The following is a 25967-nucleotide window of genomic DNA, read 5'->3' as shown; positions in this document are numbered from 1 at the left end:
CTTAGATCACTTTCGCTTCGTTCTTCAGCTTGTCAATCAGCGTGGCCACATCGGGCACGGTGATACCAGCGGAACGTGTGGGAGGGTCGCTCACTTTCAGTGTTTTGATGCGCGGATCAACATCCACACCCAGGTCAGCAGGCTTGATCGTGTCGATCTGCTTTTTCTTGGCTTTCATGATGTTGGGCAGTGTCACGTAACGTGGCTCGTTCAGGCGCAAGTCACTTGTTACCACCGCTGGCAAACTCAGGCTGACTGTTTCCAGGCCACCATCCACTTCGCGGGTTACGTTTACCTTGCCACCTTCAACCACCACTTTGGATGCAAACGTGCCTTGTGGCATGTCGGCCAAAGCAGCCAGCATTTGGCCAGTCTGGTTGCAATCGTCGTCAATGGCTTGCTTGCCCATGATCACCAAATCGATGCCTTCTTTTTCAATGATGGCTTTCAGGATTTTGGCAACAGCCAGTGGCTGCAATTCCACATCGGTTTCAACCAGAATACCGCGATCTGCGCCAATGGCGGCAGCCGTGCGCAAGGTTTCCACGCACTGGGCAACGCCACAACTAACTGCAATCACTTCGGTGGCCACGCCGGCTTCTTTCAGGCGCGTGGCTTCTTCAACAGCGATTTCATCGAAGGGGTTCATGGACATTTTCACGTTGGCGATATCTACACCAGAGCCATCGCTTTTGCAGCGAACTTTAACGTTGTAATCGACTACGCGTTTAACGGGTACCAGGATCTTCATGCAAGCCATCCCTTTGTTGAAATTGGAGAATAGATGATTGGATTATACGAAGCGTTTTGAGAAAAAACGCACGATCGTTCGATTTTTCATAGAGTTTACCCTCTAGGCGTCGATCTGTCGAGTCATGTGTGTGACAAGAAATAAAGCTGATACCTACATTGAGCGATGACTTTTGACAGTTGATCTCTTTAACAAGACACTTGCTTGTCATTGTCACACTTGATCATCATGTTTATAAAAATTAAAGGTAATTCTGTTGGTCTCGCTCTACCGCTTTTTGGTACAGGCCTAAACATCGCAACAATAGGTTTCATTTCTATCCGCCCTGGGGAAAACGGTCCACTTCAGATATTCAAAATTCAAGACACCATGAGCTTAAAAAGCAGCTCTGCCAGTGCAATTTTCTCAATGATGTCGACAGAGTGGACATTTGTTGATAGCAAACAGCACCCTTGGATCTGTGGCGCCGAGCGGATGCTTGGCAAAACCATAGAAATTGAAGTCATAGGAGCCATGTTCGGTGCCGGCAAAGCCGATGTCCGACTAAGCCTGCTGGATACAAGTGGAAACGTAGAAACTCTGTGGGCCCGTTTCGACGTCCAGTCAAAAGGTCTGCAACTTTCTGACGTCAAAGTGCGAGGTAAACTTGTCCATCACAATGGTTCAGCCTCTCTAGAATGCACAATCAAATGAAGGCGCTTTTAACCAGAGCAATTAATTTGCTCCTCCTTACAATTGCAATCGCGATAACCATCCAGTCCACTGGATTTGGCGTACCTGTATCAGACGGTCTATTTCAAAACCTCACAATTCAGGCTGATGGTGTGTCCTGGCTATTTGCATACATTCCGTTAATTGGATTAAATAGCAAGTTCACTCCTTGGATTGGCGGCGTAGTCGTGATTTGCTTGATCGCAAAAGAATTCTTCAGCATCAAACTTTCTAAGAAAATAGGTATCAATCTGATTACGATTCTGGCTTTTTCGGCCTACTTTGCAGCGATTATTCATATGCTTGAAGTTACAACCCCCGCCTAATGAACCGCCCCGGCTGTCGCAACAACTAATGACCGTGAACGCCGGGCTTTGGCCAACAGAAAGGCGTTTGAAATAGTCAGGGTCTTGCGCAGTCATTTGCCCTGCCCACTCGGCATTGCGTGCCAGCATTTCGGCAAGCCGTTCTTCCGAATAAGGTGCTGGCGTTGAACAAATCATGTTGCGGCCAGCGCCTCCACATGGGCATACACGGAATCAGCCAAGGCTTCCAGCTCGTAACCACCTTCCAGCGTACTGACCAATTTGCCATCGCAGTATTCATCGGCCACGCGAACCAGAAATTTGGTGATCCAGCCATAGTCTTCAGTGGTAAGGGTCATGTCCGCAAGCGGATCACTTTCATGCGCATCAAAGCCCGCTGACACCAGCACCAACTGGGGCTTGAACTGGTCAATGGCATCCACCCAGTGGGTTTGAATGGCATGCTTGATTTCCTCCCGCCCCCCCCCGGGTTGAATCGGGCAATTGATCATGTTCCTTGCAACATCCAACCCACCGCTGAACGGGTACAGCGGCGATTGAAAAGTGCCACACATAAGTATCTTGGGATTGTTGGCAAACACATGTTCGGTGCCGTTGCCGTGGTGCACATCAAAGTCCACAATCAGCACCCTCTCCAGCCGGTAGGCATCAATGGCGTGTTGCGCAGCAATGGCCACGTTGTTGAACACGCAAAAGCCCATGGCACGGTCCACGCAGGCATGGTGGCCGGGCGGGCGCACGGCACAAAAGGCATTGTTCACGGCATGCGCCATGACCAGATCAACCGCATGCACGCAGGCACCGGCAGCGCGGCGGGCCGCGCCGAGCGAGAATTCCGACAACGTGGTGTCCCCATCAATGTCGATGTTTCGCTTCAAGGGAAAACGCGCCTTAATGCTTTCAACGTAGGCAGGAGCATGCACGGCAGTGACCGCAGACCAAGGCACCTCTGGGGCCTCACAATGCACCAGATGTGGCCACAGTTCAGACGATTCAAGCCGATCACGAATGGCCCGCAGGCGGGCCATGCTTTCAGGATGGCCCAGGCCCGGGTTGTGCAGGGCGCAATCAGAATGGGAAATAAAGGCAGTGGTCATGGTTTAGGCCCAAACAGCATGTAGATGCTGGGTTATAGTGAATAAAGGACCTGTCATTGACTGCGAACACGCACCGGGTCGACCTTGTTTACCGCTTATCACGCCTAGACCGGACATGCTGACTCCTTTTTTGACTACTCATCGAATATTCAAATACATTGCCTCCATTCTAATCAGCACAGCGCTGTGCACTCAAGCCGCGCAGGCAGAAGACACCAACCGGGTGAATTTTGCCGACAACGCGCAAGCCATGGCCATGGCCAAGCGCCTGCAGGAAAAAGAAGGCATTTCAGTGGCGGACACCCTTGCCCTGCTGCAAAAAGCAGCACTGTTGCCCCAGGTGGTACAAGCGGTGAGGCCGCCAAAAACCAAGGGGGTACGCAACTGGGACACCTACCGCAGCCGCTTTGTAGAACCCTATCGAATTCGTAAAGGTGTGGAATTCTGGAATGAAAATGCCGGAATTCTAAAAGAAGCCGAGGCCAAATATGGTGTTCCACAAGAAGTAATTGTGGCCATCATCGGCGTGGAAACCATCTACGGGCAACACATTGGCAACTACCGGGTACTTGATTCACTCGCCACACTGGCCTTTGCCTACCCCGAGGGTCAGAAAGACCGTTCAGAATTTTTCCTCAGTGAACTGGAGGCCTTCATTGCCCTGTGCAACAAAACCCACCTGGATGCGCTGGAAGTGAAAGGATCGTATGCCGGCGCCATTGGGCTGGGGCAATTCATGCCCAGTTCCTGGACAGCGTATGCAGTAGATGGCGATGCAGACGGCATTGTGGACTTGTTCAACAGCCGGACAGACGCCATTTTCAGCGTGGCCAACTTCCTGAAAGTGCATGGCTGGGAAACCGGCAAAGCCACCCGCGTGCTGGTCAACATTCAGCATGCCGACAACCTGACCGAACTGCTGGCCCCCGACATTGTGCCCACCTTCGCCCCCGCCGTGATGCAGGAAAAAGGCGTGAAGCTTAATGGCAACGCCCTGCCCGATGAAAAACTGGCCTTGATTGAACTGGTGCGTGGCGAAGCTGAACCTGCGTTTGTGGCAGGCGGGCAAAACTTTTACGTCGTGACCCGCTACAACCGAAGTTCTTTCTATGCCAACGCCGTGCTTGAATTGAGCGAAGCGTTGAAGCTAAGAAGAGATATGTTGAACTAAGCGGGAAACACACCCGTCGACAAATACCGATCACCACGGTCGCACACAATAAACACGATGGTGGCGTTTTCTACTTCCTCTGCAATTTTCAGGGCAATGTGCGCAGCGCCTGCAGCCGAAATACCGCAAAAAATACCCTCTTCCGCTGCCATTTTGCGTGCCATGTCTTCGGCTTCAAGCTGGGTAACCTGCACCACGCGGTCGACACCGGCGGGCTTGTAAATTTTTGGCAAGTATTCTTTCGGCCACTTGCGAATACCGGGTATTTGCGAACCTTCGCTGGGTTCTGCACCAATAATTTGCACATTCGGGTTCTGGCTTTTCAGGTAACGCGACACACCCATAATCGAGCCTGTTGTGCCCATGGCACTCACAAAATGGGTCACTTTGCCGGCTGTGTCGCGCCAAATTTCGGGGCCAGTTGTTTCGAAGTGGGCCAGCGGATTGTCCTCGTTGGCAAACTGGTCGAGGATCACGCCCTTGCCCTGATCGCGCATTTGTTCCGCCAAATCGCGTGCGTATTCCATGCCGCCTTTTTGTGGGGTCAAAATGATTTCCGCGCCAAAGGCACGCATGGTTTGGCGACGTTCAATGCTGAGGTGTTCAGGCATGACAAGCACCATTCGATACCCACGAATGGCAGCCGCCATGGCCAGCGCAATGCCGGTGTTGCCAGACGTTGCTTCAATCAGGGTGTCGCCGGGCTTGATGGTGCCGCGTTCTTCGGCACGGCGAATCATGTAAATTGCAGGGCGGTCTTTGACCGAACCCGCCGGGTTATTGCCTTCCAGTTTGCCCAGAATCACATTGCCACGGTCGGCATTGGCCTTGCCCGGCAAGCGTTGCAATTGCACCAGAGGGGTGCTGCCGATGGTGTCTTCAATGGTGAGGTATTTCAAAGCCGGATCACTTTTTTCAAAAAGGTAATCCGGTTATTTTACTGCTGTTGGCCGGTGCGTGCTCAGTGTGCATGCACAACGCCATCACGCAAGGCGGGGCGGTGCTCGATCCACTGCGGCAACAAGGATGCAATAATCATCGTGAACAAGCCCAGCACCATGCCCAGCAACTGGGGGGGCCACACTTCGCTTGGAAAGAAGTTCTTGGCAATCAACCAGCTACTGACCCCGACAATGATGGAAAACACCGCACCTTGCGAGGTGGCCTTTTTCCAGTACAGGCCAAACACCAGCGGCACAAACGCCGCAGCCAGCGTAATTTCATAGGCACTTTCGACCATCTCGAAAATTGACGATTCACTGTTGATGGCAAAGGCCACCACAATGATGGTGAACACAAACACCGACACGCGCATGGTCAGCAACAAAGCCTTGTCGTCCATTTTCGGGAAAGCCACCTTCACAATGTTTTCCGAGAAGGAAACCGCGGGCGCCAGCAAAGTGGCGCTTGAGGTGCTCATGATTGCAGACAGCAAGGCACCAAAAAACACGATTTGCGCAAACAGGGGCGTGTGGTTCAGCACAAGGTTGGGCAACACCATTTGCGAGTCTTCCGACACCATGGCGGTGAAAGTGGCGGGGTCGATCATGATGGCGCCATAGGCCAGAAACACCGGAATAAAGGCGAAGAAGAAATAAAGGGAACCACCCAGCACTGCACCTCGCACCGCCGTTTTTTCATTTTTCGCCGAGCTGATTCGCTGGAAAATATCCTGCTGGGGAATGGAGCCAAACGCCATGGTCAGGAATGCGCCAACAAATGGCACCCACATCACGTAGCTGAATTCTTCGGGGAAAAACTGCAACTTGCCCGCAGCCTCGGCGTGATCAACCACCGTGCCCACACCACCGGCCAGGTCGGCCACAATCCACATGATGTAAACCAGACCAGCCGCAATCACGACCATTTGAATGAAGTCGAGCACAGCCACAGACAACATGCCGCCGAACAGAGTGTAAATAAGCACCACGCTGGCGCCAATCACCATGCCCCATTCCTGTGAAACCGCACCATCACTGAGCACGTTGAAGATCAAACCCAGTGCGCTGATTTGTGCGGCAACCCAACCCAGGTAAGACACCACAATGCAGGCACTGCAAAATACTTCCACGGCCCGGTTGTAGCGCACGCGGTAGTAATCGCCCAGGGTCAGCAGGTTCAAGCGGTAAATTTTGGGAGCGATGAACAAGCCGGCCAGAATAAGGCACATGGAAGCGCCGAAAGGGTCGGCCACGATACCGCTCAAGCCCTCTTCCACAAAGGTGGAAGAAATGCCCAGCACGGTTTCAGAACCAAACCAGGTGGCAAACACCGTGGCGGTCACAATGGGCAAGGAAAGGTGTCGGCCGGCCACGGCGTAATCGGCCGTGTTTTTGACGTTTCGGGCGACATACAGACCAATCAGGACGGACACCAGCAAGTACGCAACTACAGAGGCAAGCAACATTGTGAAAACCCACCAGTCAACAGGAAATGATGCGGATTATAGGCAAGAAACGTGCGCGCTGCTAGAACAAGCCTTGGGGACCCGCATAACCCACTAAATATGGCCACAGCAAATCAAGTGCCACCACACCAAACAGCACCGCCAGCATTAGCACCATCCAGAACAGAGCACGGTTCAGCCGCTTTTGCTGCTTGACCAGTTGCTCGATCTGGTTGTCAACCCGGTCATTGGACTGGGTGAGGTTTTGGTGCAGCAAACGCGGCAAGGCTGGCAAAATTTGCGACCATTGTGCGGCCTCCCATTGCAGGGAAGACTGAAAACCCTTGAAGCCGATCTGCTGGTGCATCCAGTTCTCAAGGTAGGGCTTGGCGGTTTTCCACAGATCAAGATCGGGATCAAGCTGACGGCCCAAGCCCTCCACGTTCAACAGGGTTTTTTGCAGTAACACCAGTTGTGGTTGAATTTCCACATTGAAGCGCCGTGATGTTTGAAACAGGCGCATCAGGGCTTGCCCAAGCGAAATTTCCTTCAAGGGTTTGCCAAAGAAAGGTTCAATACAGGCCCGAATGGCCGACTCCAGTTCATCAATGCGCGTGCCCTTGGGCACCCAGCCCGATTGCACGTGAAGTTCAGCCACACGTTTGTAGTCTTGCCGGAAGAAAGCCAGAAAGTTTTGCGCCAGATACTGTTTGTCCACATCGCTCAGCGTGCCGACAATGCCAAAGTCCAGCGCAATGTAGCGGCCGAAATCCTCTGGCTGATCACCCACATAAATATTGCCGGGGTGCATGTCCGCATGGAAAAAACCGTCGCGAAACACCTGGGTGAAAAAAATTTCAACGCCCTCGCGGGACAGTTTTTTCAAATCGATATTGTGTTCAAGCAGCCGTTCTTTCTGCGAAATCGGAATACCGTGCATGCGCTCCATGGTGATCACGGTGCTGCAGCAATAGTCCCAATACATTTCGGGCACACGCAGCAAGTGTCCGCTGCCTGATTCCGCTGAAAAGTTGCGGCGCAACTGCGATGCATTGGCCGCTTCACGCATCAAATCCAGCTCATCGTGCAGGTACTTATTGAACTCGGCCACCACCTCACGAGGTTTCAATCGCTTGCCATCGGATGAAATTTTTTCAATCCACTGGGCCGCGGTTTTCATCAAGGCGAGGTCTTTGTCAATCACCTCGATCATGCCGGGGCGCAGCACTTTCACCGCCACTTTCTTGCCTTCAAGGTCACCGGCCCGAATCACGGCAAAGTGGACCTGCGCAATCGATGCGCTGGCCACGGGAATGTTCTGAAAATCCAGAAACATGTCGTCAATCCGTCGGCCAAGGCTGGCCTCAATCAGCTCACGCGCTTTCTCAGAGGAGAATGCAGGCACCTGGTCTTGCAACTTGGCAAGTTCATCGGCCACGTCTTCAGGCAACAGGTCGCGTCGGGTTGACAGCAATTGACCAAACTTCACAAACAGTGGGCCAAGGTCTTCAAGCGCCCTTCGCATGCGTTCACCCCGAGAGGCCTGCACATGAGAGCGCGATGAAATGAGGGTAAGGAACCACTTGGCTAAACCGTTGTTGATGGAATCGGCCGCTGTCAGGAACAGGCCATATTTTCTGGCAACCAGAACAATGCGTGCCAAACGGCGAAGCTTCATGGCTGCCCACCCAGCTTGGCCAAACGCTTCTCAAGGCGGGCCAGTTCGTCGCGCAGCTGGTTTACTTCACCACGGAAAGCATCAAATTCAGACGCGGTCGGGGTCATGGATTTTTCATGCACCACGTATTCACGCAGATTGTTTTTAAAGCGCTGCGCCACATCGCGGGCATTCGTGCCAAAGGCCGACAGGGTATTCATCACCCAAACTGCCTGCGCATCGCCCACCACACGGGCCAAATCACGTTCGGGGTCCCAGCTTAGGTCATTGATAACAGTGGATACCGTTTGCGCAAAATCCATGTCGCCTTCAATGGCGGCCTTTCTGGACATGGCATTGGGGTTGCTGACCGAACCGATCAGGTCGGCCCATTGCATGGAAATTTGGGTGTCTGCCGGTGCGGCAACGCCGTTGCTGGCCGTGCTGGGCTGAAAATAACCTTGGTCGTTCACGCGCAATTTCAACTGCATGGGCAAAATGCTGAGACCAAGCACTTTGCCCGCTTCTTTCTGCAACTTGAATTTGCTGCTGCGCTGCTGGTCCAGCAGGTGGTTCAACACCAGACACACCATTTGAGTGACCGCACCCGACATCAAACCCAAGGGCGCAGACAACAAGCCCCCAGCTGCTGCCAGGCTTTTGGACGGGCCAGCAGAAAACAATTTGGAGGCAAACTGGAAAAGCAATTCGGGGGGACTGGCCAAGGCACACTTCCAACAATCAAAATTTGTTTGAGTGTAACCCAGCCGGGCAGGCCAAGCCCGGCGGGTGGGTTCAAAAATTACAGATTGTGAATGCCTGACAGCACCCAGCCACCGCCAGATACTGGGCGGGACATGATCCACAACTCGTTGATTTCTGCCGCTGCGGCATCTTGCTCTTCACGCAGCATGCCCGTGAAGGCCACCGTGGCGATTTGCTCATCCACATCGGTCTCGAAACCAATCAACTGGGCATCCAGGGTAACCACATCGGTGCGGTTCACAGCATTGCCGCGAGATTCGATTTCAACTTTCAGGTGATCAACCACCTCGTCGCTGCAATATTCACGCAGCCCCCCCACATCGCCCTTGTCGAACACACCTTGCATGGTCACGAAAAACTTCTTCGCGCTGTTCACAAAACTGGCTTCATCGAAGCCGGCAGGCAATTCTTTAAGCGGTGTGCTTGCTGGCATGGGTGCATCAAACGCATCTGCAGTACCGAACGTGCCAAAACCCTGATTGCCACCGGGCTGCCCCATGCCCGGCACGGGATCATTCACCGGGCCTTGACGGTAGCTGTTGCTATTGCCAGTGGCGCCGCCGGGCACACTGTAGGCAGGCCGCTGCTTGCTGGCCTGCTGCCCACGCAACATGCGCACCAGAAATACAACCGCAAACACGGCGGCTGCGATCAACAGCATGGTGCCCAGAAATTCTGCCATGCCTGCGCCAAAACCGAGGTGACTAAACAAGGCCGCCAAACCCAAACCTGCCGCCAAACCGGCCAATGGGCCGAGAAAACGGTTGCGAGGGGCTGCCGCGCCGGTGGTGGATGTTCCGGAGTTTGTCGCCTGCTGCTTGCTGGGCGCCGTGGATGTGGTACCTGAAGGTGAGGTTGGGCTGGTTTTCTGGAACTGGGAAGGCGCCGTGCGGCCAAAACTGCCACCACCGCCCAAACGGCGTGCTTCCGCATCAGTGGGCAACACGCTTAAACTTAAAAAGGCTGCAACCACAGCCAACACAGACAATCGGACAGACCAAACACGGGTTTTCAAAGCAAAAGCCTCCAGAATATTGATAATTTGCTTGTAGCGGATAGACCGGATCAAGCGAATTTGGTTCCTTGGTGCAAGGCGACTACACCGGCCGTGAAGTTGGTGTACTTCACCTGGTCGAAACCGCTTTCAAGCATGATGCCCTTGAGGGTTTCCTGATCCGGGTGCATGCGAATGCTTTCGGCCAGGTATTGGTAACTGGCGCTGTCTTGCGCCACGATTTGACCAATTTTTGGCAACACCTGAAAGGAATACAGGTCGTAAGCAGGTGCCAACAATGGGTTTACCTTCGAGAATTCGAGCACCAACACCTTGCCGCCGGGTTTGACCACACGGCGCATTTCAGCCAACGCCACATTTTTGTGGGTCATATTGCGCAAACCAAATGCCACCGTGACAACATCAAAGTAATTGTCGGGAAATGGCAGCTTTTCAGCATCGCACAGTGCCATTTTGGGCAAATACCCATGATCGATCATGCGGTTGCGCCCAACGCGCAACATGCTTTCATTGATGTCGGTCAGCCACACCTCGCCGCTGGGGCCTGCTTTGTCAAGAAAAGCCTTGCTGAGGTCGCCCGTACCACCGGCAATGTCCAGCACCTTCATGCCGGGGCGAACACCCGCTGCGCGAACCGTGCTGGCTTTCCAAAGGCGGTGCATGCCGCCCGACATCAGGTCGTTCATGATGTCGTATTTGGCGGCCACCGAGTCAAACACCTCGGCCACTTTTTTGGCTTTCTGGTCCTCGGGAACCTTCTCGAACCCGAAATCGGTAATTTTATCGTTCATGGTTTTAGTGGCTTGCGCAGGCGCCGCCCTTCTTTTGTTCAAATGGAATATTTTCAGGGGCATTGGGTTCGCGGCTGGCGCCGGCGGCCTTCATGCGCTCCAGGTAGTCTTCCCACAGGCCTTCCTGGTTTTCACCCATCCACAGCAGGTACTGCCAGCTGAACAGGCCTGAATCGTGACCGTCCGAGAAAAAGGGCTTGACCGCATACATGCCCACGGGCTCCAGATTGGTGATGCTGACTTCTTTTTTGCCCACTTGCAGGGTTTCCTGACCGGGGCCGTGGCCGCGCACCTCGGCTGAAGGTGAATACACACGCAACAGCTCGAATGGCAGGTTAAAGCACGCGCCGGTGTCGAATTCGATCTCGAGAACACGTGATTTCTGGTGAACCACAATGCGGGTCGGGGTAGGAATGTTGGTGGTTTCCATGCTGCGTTGAATCTTTGGGATACATAATCCTCAAGTGTATCTCATCGCAGCGGGCTACGGCTTGCAACAGGCTCAGTGATTAATTTGATGACGATTCATTCAAGTGTCATATTACTGTCATGTTAATCCACTACTTTAGGTGGCATTGCTCAAGACCAAACAAGCCAGAGAAAAGGAAAGCACGATGTCCAGCACAATTTTAGTTGTAGAAGATGAACCGGCGATTGCAGAACTGATTGCGGTGAACCTTAGCTTTGCTGGGCACAAAGTGCTGCGCGCCACCGATGCAGACCAGGCCAAAACCCTGATCACCGCCGAACTGCCCGACTTGGTGCTACTGGACTGGATGCTGCCGGGAAAAACCGGCATTCAGTTTGCCCATGAACTGCGCGCCCACGAGCGCACCCGCGCGGTACCCGTGATCATGCTGACAGCCCGCACGGAAGAACAGGACAAGATTGACGGCCTTGAAGCGGGTGCGGATGACTACATCACCAAGCCTTTCTCACCCAAGGAGCTGCTGGCCCGTATCAAGGCAGTGCTGCGCCGCCGCGCGCCCCAACTAACCGACGACATTGTGGAAGTACATGGCTTGAAGCTGGACCCGGTGACGCACCGCATCATGGGCCACGACAAGATTATCGACATGGGCCCCACAGAATTCCGCCTGCTGCACTTTTTCATGACCCACCCCGAGCGCGTGCACAGCCGCACCCAGTTGCTGGACCAGGTGTGGGGCGACCACGTGTTTGTGGAGGAGCGCACCGTGGACGTACACATTCGACGCCTGCGCCAGGCACTGACCATTTCAGGCCACGACCGCCTGATTGAAACGGTTCGGGGAGCAGGCTACCGTTTTACTGCAACGCAAAATGAAAGTGCATTGAACTAAGGGCTCCCCCCGGCGGGATATTCCCCTAAAATACGCACCTATGGCATTCATCCTTTTTCGATTGATTTTATTGGCCATGGTGCTGGGTGCAGCCGCCATCGTGGGCCAAATGCTTGCTGGCCACAAAGGGGCAGTGGCGGGGTCTATTCTGGCCTCGCTGTTTGTGTATGTTCTGCACGTACGGTCTGGCCTGCGAATTATTGAGTGGCTGGACAATTTCAAGGTTGAAAACGTGCCCGATGTGTCGGGCTGGTGGGACGACCTGGCCGCCAAACTGTTTCGCTACCTTCGCCTGCACCAGCGCCAGCAGCAGGCACTGACCAATGCCCTGGTTTCATTTCGTACCGCCGCGCAGGCGCTGCCCGATGGCGTGGTCACGCTCGATTCCGAAGGCCATATTTCCTGGTGCAACGACACCGCACAAGACCACTTGGGCCTGAAACTGGGCAGCGACATTGGGCAACCATTGATCAACCTGGTGCGAAACCCGAATTTTTCCCAATACATTCGCAGCCGCTCATGGGAACAGCCTTTGATCATGACCGCACCGCGCAGCCGCAGCAAAGTGCTTTCCGTGCAACTGGTCAGCTACGGTGACCAACAAATGCTGGTGCTTTCGCGCGATGTAACCCAGGTTGAAAAGCTTGAACGCATGCGCCGTGATTTCATTGCCAATGTGTCGCATGAATTGAAAACGCCGTTGACCGTGCTCAGCGGCTTTCTGGAAACTTTTCGTGACCTGCCTTTGAGCAAAGCGCAGCAAACCGAGTACCTGAACCTGATGTACACCCAGGCCAACCGCATGCAAAACCTGGTGGAAGACCTGCTGGCGCTGTCGGCGCTGGAATCATCGCCCAATGCTGGTGAAGGTGGCGAACCGGTTGATTTGAGCGGCATTGCCCAAAAAACCGGCGATGAAGCGCAGCAGCTGTCTGCTGGCAAGCACGAAATTTCAGTCGAAGTGGAAAAAGGCCTGAATGGCTTTGGCAATTCAACAGAAATATTCAGCGCGTTCTCAAACATTGTGACCAATGCGGTGCGCTACACGCCAGAGAAAGGAAAAATCAGCATCACCCTGCGACGAGCAGAAAACGAGATCGGCAAGCCCTGCGCCGCATTTGTAGTGCGCGACACGGGTATTGGCATTTCGGCTGAACACATACCCCGCCTGACTGAACGTTTCTACCGCGTAGACCGCAGCCGTTCACGCGAAAGCGGTGGTACTGGTTTGGGCCTGGCGATCGTAAAGCATGTGGTGCAACGCCACGATGGTGAACTGGACATTGAAAGCCGGCCGAATGCGGGCAGTACCTTCACCATTCTGATGCCGCTGGCGAAGGCTGGTGCGGCTTCAAAGCCTGCGGTTGCTGAAGCGACGGCTGGTTGAGCGACGCGTGGTGCGGTTGTTGCGTGAGGTGCTGCGCTCGTCGACTAGAATGCTGCGCCACCTTGCCCAAGCAGGTCTTCTGATTCCGGCTTGATGCTTCTGGCTTTGGGACATGCGAAACACACAGCGTCACCGTAAGTCCCCAGCAAACCCACGTAATCGACAAAGGCACGCTTTTAACCTTTGTTTTCAAGTAAATCTTGCATCAAGGGTTAGGCCCGAAAACAGGGTCCTGCGGTACACTTGCTCTTATGCTAAAAGCACCTCAGATCAATCTAATTCGAGCACTTTGCCCCATTGTATTGGTTGCGATTCTTTTGGGTTTGTCTTGGGTTGAATTGTTGCCCGAGTTGGACACTGCAACGCTGGATGCTCAGCAACGTTTGCAGATTCGTTTCTCCCAATCTTCAAACAACAAAGCCAGCGAGTTACTGCCTCGCCTGAATCCTGTGATTGTGGGTATGGACGATCAATTTGTTGATCAGGTCGAAACGCCAATTGCCCTTAGTCATGTTTGGATTGCCAAATTGCTGGAGGCTTTGGCTTCAGCCAAACCGGCTGTAATCGGGGTTGATTTTGCCTTTCCCGTTAAACGTTTTGATTCGATCTACCTTGCGGACAATCCGCAAGTTAATTTTCATCAACGGTTGATACAGGGCCTTGCCAACGCAAGTCGTTCAGTACCGATTGTTGCGATCAAGGTATGGGATTCAGAGAAATCAGATTTCAGCCCGATTCACCCTGATTTTCAAAAAGTATTGGACAGCCAACCCGGCAAGTTTGAGGCGGTAACCTCCGCGATGTTTTGTCAGGATGTGGACGGAATGATCCGGACACTTCCAGATTCAGTGTGCCAGCCAGACGAGACAAAACACGGTTTGGCCAATGAAATGGCTGTGGCCATGGGTTTGCCAGGAGTTAAAGCCGGGTGGATTGATTTCAGTATTGGCGAAAAATTTGATTACATCCCGATGATGGATGTGATTCAGGCAAGTGAGCGTGGCGACAAAGAGTGGCTTAACTCCCGGTTTGAGGGTCGGCCTGTGCTTTTTGGTGCGGTAATGCAAAACATAGACAGTCATTTTTCACCGCATCCTTTGGCAGCTTGGTTGGGGGACACAACCTACGTGCCGGGTGTTCTTTTTCACGCTCAAATTTTTCGCAACATTGTTAGTAAACGGGGTATAACGGCACTGCCTGATTGGATTCCGATTGTTTTAACCCTTGTTACAGCGGCTTTGTGGTGGCTACCATCACAGCGTTTGTTTGAGTTGTCAGTGCTTGTGACGATGCTCAGTGCTACCGTAGTTCAAGCGCTGCTGATGAACCTGTCTTTGTGGTTGCCTTTGAGTTTGGTGTGGGTGTGCGGGGCTTCACTGGTGGTTTTTCGACTTGTGTTTGACAATATTGTTAACTTGTCTGAAAAGCGGCGACTTAAAAAAGTATTTGGAGGGTATGTCAGCCCTTCAGTGCTTGATGGAATATTGAAGGGATCGATTGACGGGTCCGGGCAAGGCAAAGAAGTTGAAGTTGCCATTCTTTTTTCAGATATTCGTGGATTTACTCGCTTCGGAGAAAAGCACTCAGCCGAGCAAGTGGTGCAGTTGCTCAATGATTATTTTGGACGGATGACACGTGTGGTGCATGAGTCTGGGGGCACTGTCGACAAATTCATCGGAGATGGTTTGATGGCCTTTTTTGGTGCACCCAATTCGTTACTAAGGCCTGCCACGCAAGCTGCCTGTTGTGCCCTGAAAATGCAGAATGAACTAGAAAGTTTCAATAAGACGCTTGAAGCAAGGGGGCAGCAACCCATTCAAATCGGCATTGGATTGCATTTTGGGTGGGCGGTGATTGGTCACATTGGAAGCCCGGATCGTTTCGAATACACGGCGATTGGTGATACGGTCAACGCCACTGCGCGAATTGAAAGTTTGAGCAAAGACCTGGGCACATATGTATTGTGCTCGAAAGCATTTGCTGAGAGGATGAATCAAGAAGCTTCAATGCCTGTTGATAAACACTTTGCCGAGTTTCCGAATTTAGGTAATCTAAAAATGACAAATTTTGGGCCGCAAGCGTTAAAGGGGCGAGCCGACATGGCGGTTTTTGGAATGGAAATGAAGCGATGATCAAGCCTTTTAAATTGTACCGAATGAACGCATTGATTGCTTGTTCGAGAAACTCATGTATCGCTTTGACAGCTGTTGTGCTCACTTTGCAGGTTAATACTGGGCAAGCTGAATCTGGCGATGTCGACACCAAGGACATTCAAGAACAGAAAACGGAAGACGTAAGACCGTCGGCGATGCCATCGCCGCCAAGACCGCCTGCAATGTCGCCGCAGAGCTCTGAGAAAATGATGAGAGCGCCGCAAGATGAAGAAAGCACCAGGCAGAAAAAGCATAAGCCAGTGGCTGGAGGTGTTGTTATTCGCAAAGATTCCACAGACGAACACAGTGCCGACTGACAAATTTTTTTCTAGCTGAGCACACGGGCTGCAACTTAGCCCGGAAACGCCGCCAACAACTCAGCCCGCAGCGCCAGCATCCATTTCGGCTTGGAATCAAGTACCAACTGCTGGCGGGGCGACAATGAAACACCCGGCTTGGCAGTAGCCCAAACGGGCGCAGGAAAGTGTTTATCGTCAGTGAAACGGGGAATGACATGCCAGTGCAAATGCGGCACTACATTGCCCAAGGTGGCAATATTGGCTTTGTCGGCTTTGAACACACGCAACACGAATTGCTCAAGCACCACCACCGCATCCATGCACAGCATACGGTCTTCGCGACTTAAATCAGAGAACTCGCGCACATGGTCGTTCCAGACCAAACGAAGAAAGCCGGGGTAATCGGCATCCATCGCTTCGATCACGCGGAACTTGCTGCAGTTGAACACCCAATCACCACCCGGTGTAGCACACAGGAGGCAATTGGTGGTTTGCTCAAGGTGATCGGTCATACCAGAATGCGTTCAATGCCACCGTCGTTGGCGTCTTTCACGTAGTTCTGCAACCAGTCTTTGCCCAACACATGCTTGGCAACTTCCACCACAATGTAGTCGGCCTCAAGGTTGGCGTCGTCGCTGTAGCGGCTCAGGCCCTGCAGGCAGGACGGGCAGCTGGTCAGAATTTTCACATCCGCCTGGGGTGCCTTCTCGCGCAACTTGTCTGCGCCCTTACGCATTTCCTCTTCCTTGCGGAATCGAACCTGCGTGGCCACATCGGGACGTGACACACCAAAGGTGCCGGATTCCCCACAGCAACGGTCGTTCTTGGTGATGTTCTGGCCTTGCAGTTCGCTGTTCATCAACTGGTTGACAACCTTCAGCGGGTCGTAGGTTTTCATGGGCGTGTGGCAAGGGTCGTGGTACATGTACTGCGTACCGGTGACGTTCTCCAGCCTCACGCCTTTTTCCATCAGGAATTCATGAATGTCGATGATGCGGCAGCCGGGGAAAATCTTCTCGAACTCATAACCCTGCAACTGGTCGTAACACGTGCCGCAGCTGACCACCACGGTTTTAATGTCGAGGTAGTTCAGTGTATTGGCCACGCGGTGGAACAGCACACGGTTGTCGGTAATCATTTTCTCTGCTTTGTCGTACTGCCCTGCCCCGCGCTGCGGGTAACCGCAACACAGATAACCGGGTGGCAACACGGTTTGCACGCCCACGTTCCACAACATGGCTTGCGTGGCCAAACCCACCTGGCTGTACAGGCGTTCGGAACCGCAACCGGGGAAATAAAACACGGCCTCGGTGTCGGCCTGCGTGGTTTTCGGGTTGCGAATCACTGGCACGTAATCGCTGTTCTCGATATCAAGCAAGGCACGCGCAGTTTTCTTGGGCAAACCACCGGGCATGGGCTTGTTGATGAAGTGAATCACCTGCTCACGTATCGGTGCCTTGCCCACTGTGGCGGGCGGCTTGGCCGTTTGCTTATTCAACATGCCCAGCGATTTGGCCACTTTGTAGGCGCCGCGCTGCAGCTTGTAGCCAATGCCGGTCATGCCCACGCGCAGGGCCTTGATGGTGGCCGGGTCTTTCGCATTCAGGAAAGTCATGGCCAGGGCCGTGCCGGGGTTGAAGCTTTTCTTGTCCATCTTGCGCAACAAGGCACGCATGTTCATGGACACATCGCCAAAGTCGATGTCAACAGGGCAAGGCGTCAAGCACTTGTGGCACACCGTGCAATGGTCGGCCACATCTTCGAATTCTTCCCAATGCTTGATGGACACACCACGGCGGGTTTGTTCTTCGTACAGGAAAGCCTCGACCAACAGTGATGTGGCCAGAATTTTGTTGCGCGGGCTGTACAGCAAGTTGGCACGCGGCACGTGGGTAGAACACACAGGCTTGCACTTGCCGCAACGCAGACAATCTTTCACGGAATCGGCGATTGAACCAATGTCGCTTTGGCTCATGATCAGGCTTTCATGGCCCATCAAATTGAAGCTGGGCGTGTAAGCGTTGGTCAAGTCGCCACCGGGCAACAACTTGCCTTTGTTGAAGCGGCCTTCTGGGTCAATGCGCTGCTTGTAATCCTGGAAAGGCTGCAGCTCTTCCTTGGTCAGGTATTGGTATTTGGTAATGCCAATGCCGTGTTCACCGGAAATAACACCATCCAGATTGCGCGCAATTTGCATGATGCGGTCCACGGTGTGTTCCGCTTCGTGCAGCATTTCATAGTCGTCAGAATTCACCGGGATGTTGGTGTGCACGTTCCCGTCGCCAGCGTGCATGTGCAGCGCCACGAACAAGCGGCCACGCAGCACCTGCTTGTGAATGGCCTTGCATTCTTCCATCACGGGCACAAACACGCCGCCCTCGAAAATGCGGTTCAGGTTGTGGCGCAACTCGGTTTTCCAGCTAACGCGAATGGTGCGATCTTGCAGCACATCAAACACAGTGGCCTCGGGCTGTTCAGCCAAACGCTTTTCAAGCGCGGCATCCAGATGACCCAGCCCCAAGGTTTTCAACACCGGGTTGGCTTGTGCCAGGGGCATGTTCATATTGCCCAGCAACCAGCTCCAGCGCTCGTGCACCGCATCAAGCAATTCAACGGCACGGCCCACGCGGTCGCCCACCAGGTCTTCGGTCGACAGTTTGGTGGAATCAACTTCGTCTGTTTTGCCAAGTGTTAGCGGCTTCTCAAAAAATGAACGCAGCGCGGCAACCAGTTTCAGCTTGTTGCGAATCGACAACTCAATGTTGATGCGCTCAATTTCGTCGGTGTACTCGCCCATGCGCGGCAGGGGAATAACCACGTCTTCGTTGATCTTGAAGGCGTTGGTGTGGCGCGCAATGGCCGCCGTGCGGGCACGGTCAAGCCAGAACTTCTTGCGGGCCTCAGGGCTGACCGCCACAAAGCCTTCACCAGCACGGCCGTTGGACAGGCGCACCACTTCAGAAGCAGCTTGGGCCACTGCGTTTTCATCGTCGCCCACGATGTCGCCGAACAACACCATTTTCGGGAATGCGCCACGCTTGGATTTCGGGCTGTACTTCACCGCGCGCAAATAGCGCTCGTCGAGGTGCTCAAGACCCGCCAGAATGGCGCCCATGGCCTTGCCCTCGGTATCTAGGTAGTTCTTGATTTCAACAATCGAAGGCACTGCGTCGCGGGCCTGGCCATAAAACTCCAGGCACACTGTGCGGGTGTGCTTGGGCATGCGGTGCAAAATCCACTTCGCTGACGTAATCAGCCCATCGCAACCTTCTTTCTGAATGCCGGGCAGGCCGGCCAGAAACTTATCGGTCACGTCTTTGCCCAAACCCACCTTGCGGAAACGCGCGCCTTCAACAGTCAGGCGTTCGGTTTTCAGAATTTTGGCATTGGGTGCCAAGCGGCCATCAGACCACACCAGGTCGAAATCTGCCTGCGGTGCGTCGTGAATTTTGCTCAGGTTGTGGTTCACCCGCGTTACTTCAAGCCAGTCGCCCTGCGGGTCGACCATCCTCCACCAGGCCAGATTGTCCAGCGCTGTTCCCCACAACACGGCTTTCTTGCCGCCTGCGTTCATGGCGACGTTGCCGCCAATACAACTGGCTTCAGCCGAGGTGGGGTCGACGGCAAACACGCGGCCTGCGGCTTCGGCCGCTTCCGACACACGCTTGGTCACCACACCCGCACCGGAAAACACGGTAGCGTATTCTTCGCTCAAGCCCGGCAGCACTTCCATTTTCACCTGGCCAAGCTCTTCAAGCTTTTCGGTGTTGATGATGGCAGACAAGGCCGTAAGGGGCACTGCGCCACCGGTGTAGCCTGTGCCGCCTCCACGAGGAATAATGGTAAGGCCCAAATCGATACAGGCTTTCACCAAACCTGGAATTTCAGATTCGCGATCGGGCGTAAGCACAACAAACGGGTATTCAACGCGCCAGTCAGTGGCGTCGGTCACGTGGGAAACACGGGACAAACCATCGTATTTGATGTTGTCTTTCGCGGTGTGTTCGCCCAATATCTTGCGGGCACGACCACGCAATACGGCCATGGCTTCCAGTTCGCGCTGGAATTCAAACACGGCTTTTTCTGCGGCTGTCAGCAGTTCACGCACCTTTGCGCTGCGATCTTGTGAATCGGCTTCAACTGCGGCCTCTTTCACTTCCACGCGGCGGGCATCAATTTCGCTCAAGCGGTGAAACAACGCCTCGATCAGCGCAGTAAGGCGCTTGGGGTTGTCCAGCAGGTCGTCTTGCAGATACGGATTGCGGCGCACCACCCAGATGTCACCCAGCACTTCGAACAGCATGCGCGCTGACCGGCCGGTTTTTCTTTCCTGGCGCAGCTCTTGAAGAATGTTCCAGGCCGACTCGCCGAGCAAACGGATCACGATTTCACGGTCCGAAAACGAGGTGTAGTTGTATGGAATTTCCCGCAGGCGAGCGGTTTCGCCGGCTGAGGGTTTCAATGTGTTCAATTCAACGGGTGCGTTCATGTAAAACCTTTGGACTGCTTAGCCTTTCATGGTAACAAAAAGCGGGTAGTTGCGCCTAGAGTGGCGCCTCCTCAATTTTCTCCCAAAACCCTTATAACACAAGGGTTTTGCGGCTTTCTTCCTGTAACTTTTACATCCGCTTGGGCGCTGAAACCCCCAACACCGCCAAGCCGTTGGCCAACACGGTGGCCACAGCCACCAGCAAGGCCACGCGCGCGGTTTTCAGCGGCAAATCGTCAATGCGAACCCGCTCGGCGTTGTAGAAGGTGTGGAAGGCGGCAGCCAGTTCGCGCAGGTAAAACGCGATGTGGTGCGGCGCCAACTCTTCGGCTGCCTTGGACAAAATGTCCGGGTAAGAAACCAACGTTCTGAGCAAAGCGAGCTCGGAAGGTGCGCCCAACAGGGTCAAATCCGCCTTGTCTAGGGTGTTCAAATCCACTTCAGCCTGATCCAGAATGGAATGAATGCGGGCATGGGCGTACTGCACGTAATACACAGGGTTTTCATCGGATTGTGCCAAGGCCAAATCCACATCAAACACGAATTCTGTGTCGGCTTTGCGGCTGACCAAAAAGAAGCGCACCGCATCGCGGCCTTTGGTCAACGCTTCGGGCTGGCTCAGCATGGGTTGGCTTTCATCCACACCGCCCGACCAGCAAACAAGATCGCGCACAGTGACGTAACTGCCAGCACGCTTGGAAATTTTCACTTCCTGACCGCCTTTCATCACAGTGACCATTTTGTGCAGCACGTAGTCAGGGTAGCCCTGTGGAATACCCACATTGCAGGCCTGCAAACCAGCACGAACACGGGCAATGGTGCCATGGTGGTCGGTGCCCTGAATGTTGATCACTTTGCCAAAGCCACGTTTGAATTTCTGGATGTGGTAGGCCACATCGGGTACGAAATAGGTGTAGCCGCCTTCGGATTTGCGCATGACCCGGTCTTTGTCGTCGCCGTAATCGGTCGAGCGCAGCCACAGTGCCCCCCCCTCCTCAAAAGTTTTGCCGGAAGCGACCATTTTTGCCACCGCATCTTCAACCTTGCCCTCGGAATACAGCGAGCTTTCCAGATAAAACTGGTCAAAATTCACACCAAAGGCCTTCAAATCAAGGTCTTGCTCGGCGCGCAGGTAAGCCACGGCAAAGGCGCGAATGGATTCGAAGTCTTCTACATTGCCACTGCCTTTCACCGGCTCGCCATCGGCTGCCTTCACTTCTTTGCCAGCCAGGAAATCGTTTGCAATGTCGGCAATGTAATCGCCGTTGTAGGCACTTTCAGGCCATGCGGCATCACCGGGATTAATACCCCTGGCGCGAGCCTGGACGGACGTGGCCAGGGTTTGAATTTGCACCCCGGCATCGTTGTAATAAAACTCTTTGTGAACTTTCCAACCTTGGGTTTTCATGACTGCGGCCATGGCGTCGCCCAATGCGGCCTGGCGGCCGTGGCCCACATGCAATGGGCCAGTGGGGTTGGCAGATACAAATTCGATCAGCACAGTTTCACCAGCATGGGCAGGGGATTTGCCAAATTCAGCGCCCTGCTTCAGCACCTCTGCCACCACCGCCACGCGGGCTTGTTGGCCAAGGCGGATATTGATAAACCCTGGGCCTGCAATTTCAACGGCATCAACCAAACCAGAACAGGCTGGGTTGGCTTTCACATGCTCGGCCAGCAGTTGGGCCAGTTCACGCGGGTTGCGGCGGGCGGGCTTGGCCATTTGCATGGCCAAATTACAGGCCACATCGCCGTGGCTGGGGTCTTTGGGCTTTTCTAGCGTAACCACACCCTCAAAAGGCTGGTTGAGGGCAGCAGCAGCGGCCGCTTCAAATGCGGCGATCAGCGTATTTCGTTGTTGGGCAAGCATGGGGAGGTGTTGGGGCTGTGTTGAGCTAAGCCCCTGATTGTACCAAGGATTCCGGGCCTAGAACCTGGCTGCGCTTCTGACTGCCTCAATGTCTTGCGGCAAAGCCATGGCGAGCTCGTTTCGAGCCAATGCCAGGCGTGAATGAAAAGCAGCCGCTTCTGAAATCGGCTTGTAATCGAGTGCGCACAAGCACTCAAAGGCTTTCTGCAACCGAATACCCACTTCAACGGTACCGGCGCCATCGCGGGCAATTCCGGTGAAAGCATCGTCAAAAAGGTCTTGTTCAAGCAAACCGGGAACGACGACTCGATCATATTGAACCTCGAGGACCGTACCCTGCTTGCAATTGACCCACTGATGGAACAGGCGCACAAGTGTGCCGATCACGTCGATCGCAGTACCGGGGTCATTAACAGCCGGCGACAAGGCCCGGCTGGCAATTTCACACAGCACAACCACACCAAACCTTGGGTCCTGATCAAAAGTGCGGTTGTCAGCCAGCACAAAACATTCACCAATTGCTTTTAAACACTCATCGGACAGCGATTCAGATTGCGTTGTCTGTTCAAGCACTGCAACGGCACGACTGGGCGTGCAGAAGGTGCCGGGAAGCGATAGAACATGCACTTTTACCTCAAATTTTTCGGCCAGCGATTGCAATTTGAGCATGTCAATCCGCTGCAAATAGGCAATTGATTGCCTAATAACCGGCAACCCTTTCGGCGGCGCCCCGGTGGCCATTTGGCCACCCAGATAAGGCATATCAAGCCGCTGCTGGAAGGCGGCCGACGTGGCTGCCTCAACTTTGTCGATTGTGTTGCCCAAACGCCCCAAACGGGCAATGCTGTCCACCCAGCGAATGAAGGCGAGGATCACGATTGCAAACACAAAGATAGTGAGTACAAACAGCGCAAAGACACCAGCCTGTTCGTAGAAATCATTTTTCAAGGCAATCAAAGCCACCACACTGAAGATAAACACGCCAATGAAGGTGGACAATGCATTTTGAGACGTGTCATCGGCCACCACCAGCGGAAAAGACCGGGGGGTGGCAGAACTGCTGGCGGAGGTGTAGGCAGACACCATTGAACCCACCGAAAACATGGCAATAACCAGCATGGTAGAGGCCACAAGCTCAAGCAGGGTTTCAACGGATTCTTTGCTGACCGGGGGCAACCATTCCCCCACGCCTGGCCGATCGGCCAAGGTAGCGAGAAAAGCTGCCGCGATCGACAGCAGACACATGAACAAAGGCTTCACCCAAAGTTTTTCTCGAACTCTGTTCAGATGAAACAACCAGTTTTCATTCATGACAATCGACCCTCTGACTAATTGATTTATTTCTTTTTGCCCACCCAGGCAAAATGCCTTTGCAAGGCTCAAAGGTTTTTCTTCACCAGATCACGCATTTGCAGGGCCTTGTCAGTGCCCTCACCTTCAAGCCCCTGCACAACTGTGGCCCTGTTTCCAGGCGGCTGGTTCTGGCTCACTTTCCATTTGCCAACCATGCTCTCGATTTGAACCTCGAAACCCACAATGGCCTGCTTGATTTGATCCAGAAACCCGGCGGGTGCATCATTCACAGACCAGGGCATGGTTCGCCCTGCCTCCTGTTGTGCAGTTAAATCTTCCAGTTGCTGGTGTAGCCAAGCTGCATCATCCACAACACGCATTTGTCCTTTCACATGCACCACCGCGTAATTCCAGGTGGGCACTACTTTTTCCGTTTCTGCCTTAGTGGCATACCAAGAAGGCGTAATGTAATGTTCAGCCCCTTGAAACACCAACAGTGTTTGGGGCGACACTTCCAAATCAGCCAGGATTGGATTGGCGCGCGCCACATGGCCACGCAGCACCGTTTGCCCATCGGTATTCTCGGCCAGAACCATGGGAATGTGATTGGCATTCAGCCCCGAGGCCGACACGGTAATTACCGTGGCCAGTGGGTGGGCTTTGATCAAACCCAGCAAAACAGGGGTCGAGGTTTCTTCAAACTGCTTGGGTAAATACATGGGCTTATTTCACGATTTGAATCTGGGCTGGGTCGACTACAAGAATTCGGGTTTGATCGGCGAATTGCTCAACCAGACCCGACACCACAATGGTTTTACCAAAAAAGAATTTTGGCAAGTCGTGTATTCCTTGATAGGAATACCAAGCGGCCACGCGACCATCGATGACCACGGCCAGGTTGGCAGGGTCACGAAAATTGGTGTGTGAATTCAGGTCAACTTCATCGCGATCTGTGCGCAATTTACTGGACCGGACCTTCATTTGAACCTGTACTTCCTGATCCAAACGGGCGACCGCTTTCTCGGCTGAAATGGGTGCCGCCTGAACCAAGCCTGCACCTGCAAGGCCAGTCAGGCCTGCCAACACGCACATTGCAACAAGCATGCGCCGCATGTTTTTCTCCCCGGCTTTTGTGTGGCCTTCAGTGTATATCAGCCTACAGCCAAAGCACACGGACAATCATGTAGGCACCCAAGGTCAACAACCCCACAAAGAAAACCGTTTTGAATGTTTCTGCACCGATTAGTGCGCGGCACTTCTGGCCCGCAAATACGCCCAGCATCGTGGGAAGAAGGCACAGCGTTGATTCCCAGGCAGCGGCCAATTCGAAGCGGCCGTTCACGTACAAACCCACCGCCAAGGCAAAAGTGCCCATGGTGAATACCAGACCCAAGGCCTGCAGTAACTCGTCTTTGTGAAGGCCCAGCGAATTCATATAGGGCGCAGAAGGCACCGACGACACACCGGTTGCACCTGCCAAAAACCCGGTAAGCCCACCCACCAAAGGCGATGCCCAGGGTTCGTTTTGCGGCTTGACATGCATATTGAACTTAAACAAGCCCAGCACGGCATACACAAACAAGACCAGGCCCAAAGCCAGTGTTGCATAGGCTGGCGATTCACCGGTTAGCACACCCACGCCAAACGCTGCACCCACACACACCATGAGCAACAGCAAGCCAAATCTACGGACTGCTTTGAAAAAACCGGGCCCAACCAACATTTGCCACACATTGCTGACCATGGAGGGCATCACAATCAAGGCGGCAGCCTGCACAGGCGGCACCGCCACAGCCATCAAGCCAATAGCAATAGGTGGCAAGCCCATACCCGTGACGCCTTTCACAAACCCGGCGACCAGAAAAGCCATACCCACAATCAGGGTGTAATCGTTAAGTGCAATCACTGCGCTACACCCATTTCACAACTGCCGGAGCGTCGTATTTCCTGAAAGCCCCCAGAAGTTCTACGGGACAAGCACTGGCCATCAACATGTCACGATGTTGGGTGCGAATGAATGCTTCGCTGTGTGCATGGTCCAGAAACGACAGCAAACCATCGTAGTAGCCATTCACATTGAGCACACCCACGGGTTTGTGATGAAAACTTAGTTGAGCCCAGGTCAGGATTTCAAACAACTCCTCGAAGGTTCCCAAGCCGCCGGGCAAGGCAATGAAACCATCAGACAGCTCAGCCATCATGGCCTTGCGCTCGTGCATGTTGCGGGTCACTATCAGCTCAGTCAGTGCGGGGTGCGCCAATTCTTTGGTGACCAATGATTCTGGAATAACACCGATTGCGCTACCACCTTGTGCCAGCACTTCTTGGGCAACCACACCCATCAAACCCAGGTTTGAACCGCCATACACGAGGCCCAAGTCATTGCTGACCAATGCCCGTGCCAGGGCCCTTGCGCCCTCCGCATACTCAGCCCGGCTACCCTGGCTTGAACCACAATACACACAGATTTTTTTCATCATCACA

24 protein-coding genes are annotated in these 25967 nt (G+C 53.7%); 7 read left to right on the top strand and 17 right to left on the bottom strand.

From position 1 onward, the window contains the following. Position 1: 1 nt before the first annotated feature. The gene (locus V7028_RS03385; protein ID WP_334118697.1) at positions 2–751 is read right to left on the bottom strand and encodes an electron transfer flavoprotein subunit beta/FixA family protein; all 750 of its coding nucleotides are present in this window, start codon (positions 749–751) and stop codon (positions 2–4) included. Positions 752–955: 204 nt separating this feature from the next. Here V7028_RS03385 and V7028_RS03380 point away from each other — a divergent pair, with 204 nt between their 5' ends. Further along, the gene (locus V7028_RS03380) at positions 956–1444 is read left to right on the top strand and encodes a hypothetical protein (RefSeq protein ID WP_334118696.1); all 489 of its coding nucleotides are present in this window, start codon (positions 956–958) and stop codon (positions 1442–1444) included. Further along, positions 1441–1788, top strand: coding sequence for a hypothetical protein (locus V7028_RS03375; protein WP_334118695.1), 348 nt, complete (start codon positions 1441–1443; stop codon positions 1786–1788). Before V7028_RS03380 ends, V7028_RS03375 begins: the two co-directional genes overlap by 4 nt. A 173-nt stretch (positions 1789–1961) precedes the next feature. Here V7028_RS03375 and V7028_RS03370 read toward each other — a convergent pair whose 3' ends face one another. After that, entirely contained in the window at positions 1962–2885 is a 924-nt protein-coding gene (locus tag V7028_RS03370) for a histone deacetylase family protein (RefSeq protein WP_334118694.1), read from the bottom strand. Between the two features lie 115 nt (positions 2886–3000). On the opposite strand from V7028_RS03370, the gene mltB reads away from it, so the two are divergent. After that, on the top strand, positions 3001–4056 hold the full coding sequence (gene mltB, locus V7028_RS03365; RefSeq protein ID WP_334118693.1) for a lytic murein transglycosylase B: 1056 nt from the start codon (positions 3001–3003) through the stop codon (positions 4054–4056). Here mltB and cysM read toward each other — a convergent pair. The 7 genes from cysM to V7028_RS03330 form a co-directional block, all read right to left on the bottom strand. Next, positions 4053–4955, bottom strand: a complete 903-nt coding sequence (gene cysM / locus V7028_RS03360; RefSeq protein ID WP_334118692.1) for a cysteine synthase CysM — start codon at positions 4953–4955, stop codon at positions 4053–4055. The two genes, mltB and cysM, sit on opposite strands and share 4 nt — an antisense overlap. Positions 4956–5017: 62 nt before the next feature. Further along, positions 5018–6463 carry a sodium:solute symporter family protein gene (locus tag V7028_RS03355; RefSeq protein WP_334118691.1) on the bottom strand — a complete coding sequence of 482 codons (1446 nt, stop codon included), beginning with the start codon at positions 6461–6463 and terminating at the stop codon, positions 5018–5020. Positions 6464–6524: 61 nt separating this feature from the next. Then, positions 6525–8120: a ubiquinone biosynthesis regulatory protein kinase UbiB gene (gene ubiB, locus V7028_RS03350; RefSeq protein ID WP_334118690.1), complete on the bottom strand. Its 1596-nt coding sequence runs from the start codon at positions 8118–8120 to the stop codon at positions 6525–6527. Beyond that, a complete protein-coding gene (locus V7028_RS03345; protein ID WP_334118689.1) occupies positions 8117–8824 on the bottom strand; it encodes a ubiquinone biosynthesis accessory factor UbiJ in 708 nt (235 codons plus the stop codon). The genes ubiB and V7028_RS03345 overlap by 4 nt, the downstream gene beginning before the upstream one ends. 77 nt (positions 8825–8901) lie before the next feature. Beyond that, entirely contained in the window at positions 8902–9933 is a 1032-nt protein-coding gene (locus V7028_RS03340) for a Tim44 domain-containing protein (protein WP_334118688.1), read from the bottom strand. Further along, entirely contained in the window at positions 9930–10670 is a 741-nt protein-coding gene (gene ubiE, locus V7028_RS03335; RefSeq protein WP_334118687.1) for a bifunctional demethylmenaquinone methyltransferase/2-methoxy-6-polyprenyl-1,4-benzoquinol methylase UbiE, read from the bottom strand. Before ubiE ends, V7028_RS03340 begins: the two co-directional genes overlap by 4 nt. A 4-nt stretch (positions 10671–10674) precedes the next feature. Next, positions 10675–11100, bottom strand: coding sequence for a DUF971 domain-containing protein (locus tag V7028_RS03330; protein WP_305564791.1), 426 nt, complete (start codon positions 11098–11100; stop codon positions 10675–10677). 184 nt (positions 11101–11284) lie between these two features. On the opposite strand from V7028_RS03330, the gene phoB reads away from it, so the two are divergent. The 4 genes from phoB to V7028_RS03310 all read left to right on the top strand — a co-directional run bounded on the left by phoB (position 11285) and on the right by V7028_RS03310 (position 15849). Beyond that, positions 11285–11992 (top strand): phosphate regulon transcriptional regulator PhoB, encoded by a 708-nt coding sequence (gene phoB, locus V7028_RS03325; RefSeq protein ID WP_334118686.1) that lies wholly within the window; start codon positions 11285–11287, stop codon positions 11990–11992. Between the two features lie 40 nt (positions 11993–12032). Then, the gene (gene phoR / locus V7028_RS03320; protein ID WP_334118685.1) at positions 12033–13379 is read left to right on the top strand and encodes a phosphate regulon sensor histidine kinase PhoR; all 1347 of its coding nucleotides are present in this window, start codon (positions 12033–12035) and stop codon (positions 13377–13379) included. Between the two features lie 251 nt (positions 13380–13630). After that, the gene (locus tag V7028_RS03315; RefSeq protein ID WP_334118684.1) at positions 13631–15511 is read left to right on the top strand and encodes an adenylate/guanylate cyclase domain-containing protein; all 1881 of its coding nucleotides are present in this window, start codon (positions 13631–13633) and stop codon (positions 15509–15511) included. Continuing rightward, complete coding sequence (locus tag V7028_RS03310; RefSeq protein WP_334118683.1) at positions 15508–15849, top strand: hypothetical protein; 342 nt, start codon at positions 15508–15510, stop codon at positions 15847–15849. Before V7028_RS03315 ends, V7028_RS03310 begins: the two co-directional genes overlap by 4 nt. A 35-nt stretch (positions 15850–15884) precedes the next feature. On the opposite strand, the gene V7028_RS03305 is transcribed toward V7028_RS03310, so the two are convergent. The 8 genes from V7028_RS03305 to V7028_RS03270 all read right to left on the bottom strand — a co-directional run bounded on the left by V7028_RS03305 (position 15885) and on the right by V7028_RS03270 (position 25960). Then, positions 15885–16343, bottom strand: coding sequence for an HIT family protein (locus tag V7028_RS03305; RefSeq protein ID WP_334118682.1), 459 nt, complete (start codon positions 16341–16343; stop codon positions 15885–15887). Next, positions 16340–20320 (bottom strand): FAD/FMN-binding oxidoreductase, encoded by a 3981-nt coding sequence (locus V7028_RS03300; protein ID WP_334118681.1) that lies wholly within the window; start codon positions 20318–20320, stop codon positions 16340–16342. The genes V7028_RS03305 and V7028_RS03300 overlap by 4 nt, the downstream gene beginning before the upstream one ends. A 130-nt stretch (positions 20321–20450) precedes the next feature. Next, on the bottom strand, positions 20451–22190 hold the full coding sequence (gene argS / locus V7028_RS03295; protein WP_334118680.1) for an arginine--tRNA ligase: 1740 nt from the start codon (positions 22188–22190) through the stop codon (positions 20451–20453). A gap of 57 nt (positions 22191–22247) precedes the next feature. After that, the gene (locus V7028_RS03290; protein ID WP_334118679.1) at positions 22248–23501 is read right to left on the bottom strand and encodes a DUF2254 domain-containing protein; all 1254 of its coding nucleotides are present in this window, start codon (positions 23499–23501) and stop codon (positions 22248–22250) included. 68 nt (positions 23502–23569) lie between these two features. Continuing rightward, positions 23570–24202 (bottom strand): FMN-binding negative transcriptional regulator, encoded by a 633-nt coding sequence (locus tag V7028_RS03285; protein ID WP_334118678.1) that lies wholly within the window; start codon positions 24200–24202, stop codon positions 23570–23572. A 4-nt stretch (positions 24203–24206) separates the two neighbouring features. After that, positions 24207–24596 (bottom strand): hypothetical protein, encoded by a 390-nt coding sequence (locus tag V7028_RS03280; RefSeq protein WP_334118677.1) that lies wholly within the window; start codon positions 24594–24596, stop codon positions 24207–24209. Between the two features lie 43 nt (positions 24597–24639). Then, positions 24640–25389 carry a sulfite exporter TauE/SafE family protein gene (locus V7028_RS03275; RefSeq protein WP_334118676.1) on the bottom strand — a complete coding sequence of 250 codons (750 nt, stop codon included), beginning with the start codon at positions 25387–25389 and terminating at the stop codon, positions 24640–24642. Positions 25390–25393: 4 nt separating this feature from the next. Then, positions 25394–25960, bottom strand: coding sequence for a TIGR00730 family Rossman fold protein (locus V7028_RS03270; RefSeq protein ID WP_334118753.1), 567 nt, complete (start codon positions 25958–25960; stop codon positions 25394–25396). Positions 25961–25967: the final 7 nt, after the last annotated feature.

Source organism: Limnobacter sp. (assembly GCF_036846585.1).
Taxonomy (GTDB): Bacteria; Pseudomonadota; Gammaproteobacteria; order Burkholderiales; family Burkholderiaceae_B; genus Limnobacter.
The sequence above is the reverse complement of the archived record's forward strand: the minus strand, read 5'-3'. Positions and strand labels throughout refer to the sequence as shown.

Coding starts and splice junctions, on each gene's coding strand:
- V7028_RS03280 (WP_334118677.1), bottom strand. CDS start 24,596: ATGCGGCGCATGCTTGTTGCAATGTGCGTGTTGGCAGGCCTGACTGGC.
- V7028_RS03270 (WP_334118753.1), bottom strand. CDS start 25,960: ATGAAAAAAATCTGTGTGTATTGTGGTTCAAGCCAGGGTAGCCGGGCT.
- V7028_RS03315 (WP_334118684.1), top strand. CDS start 13,631: ATGCTAAAAGCACCTCAGATCAATCTAATTCGAGCACTTTGCCCCATT.
- V7028_RS03290 (WP_334118679.1), bottom strand. CDS start 23,501: ATGAATGAAAACTGGTTGTTTCATCTGAACAGAGTTCGAGAAAAACTT.
- V7028_RS03370 (WP_334118694.1), bottom strand. CDS start 2,885: ATGACCACTGCCTTTATTTCCCATTCTGATTGCGCCCTGCACAACCCG.
- V7028_RS03305 (WP_334118682.1), bottom strand. CDS start 16,343: ATGACCGATCACCTTGAGCAAACCACCAATTGCCTCCTGTGTGCTACA.
- ubiE (WP_334118687.1), bottom strand. CDS start 10,670: ATGAACGATAAAATTACCGATTTCGGGTTCGAGAAGGTTCCCGAGGAC.
- mltB (WP_334118693.1), top strand. CDS start 3,001: ATGCTGACTCCTTTTTTGACTACTCATCGAATATTCAAATACATTGCC.
- V7028_RS03330 (WP_305564791.1), bottom strand. CDS start 11,100: ATGGAAACCACCAACATTCCTACCCCGACCCGCATTGTGGTTCACCAG.
- ubiB (WP_334118690.1), bottom strand. CDS start 8,120: ATGAAGCTTCGCCGTTTGGCACGCATTGTTCTGGTTGCCAGAAAATAT.
- V7028_RS03285 (WP_334118678.1), bottom strand. CDS start 24,202: ATGTATTTACCCAAGCAGTTTGAAGAAACCTCGACCCCTGTTTTGCTG.
- phoR (WP_334118685.1), top strand. CDS start 12,033: ATGGCATTCATCCTTTTTCGATTGATTTTATTGGCCATGGTGCTGGGT.
- phoB (WP_334118686.1), top strand. CDS start 11,285: ATGTCCAGCACAATTTTAGTTGTAGAAGATGAACCGGCGATTGCAGAA.
- V7028_RS03355 (WP_334118691.1), bottom strand. CDS start 6,463: ATGTTGCTTGCCTCTGTAGTTGCGTACTTGCTGGTGTCCGTCCTGATT.
- V7028_RS03375 (WP_334118695.1), top strand. CDS start 1,441: ATGAAGGCGCTTTTAACCAGAGCAATTAATTTGCTCCTCCTTACAATT.
- argS (WP_334118680.1), bottom strand. CDS start 22,190: ATGCTTGCCCAACAACGAAATACGCTGATCGCCGCATTTGAAGCGGCC.
- V7028_RS03385 (WP_334118697.1), bottom strand. CDS start 751: ATGAAGATCCTGGTACCCGTTAAACGCGTAGTCGATTACAACGTTAAA.
- V7028_RS03310 (WP_334118683.1), top strand. CDS start 15,508: ATGATCAAGCCTTTTAAATTGTACCGAATGAACGCATTGATTGCTTGT.
- V7028_RS03300 (WP_334118681.1), bottom strand. CDS start 20,320: ATGAACGCACCCGTTGAATTGAACACATTGAAACCCTCAGCCGGCGAA.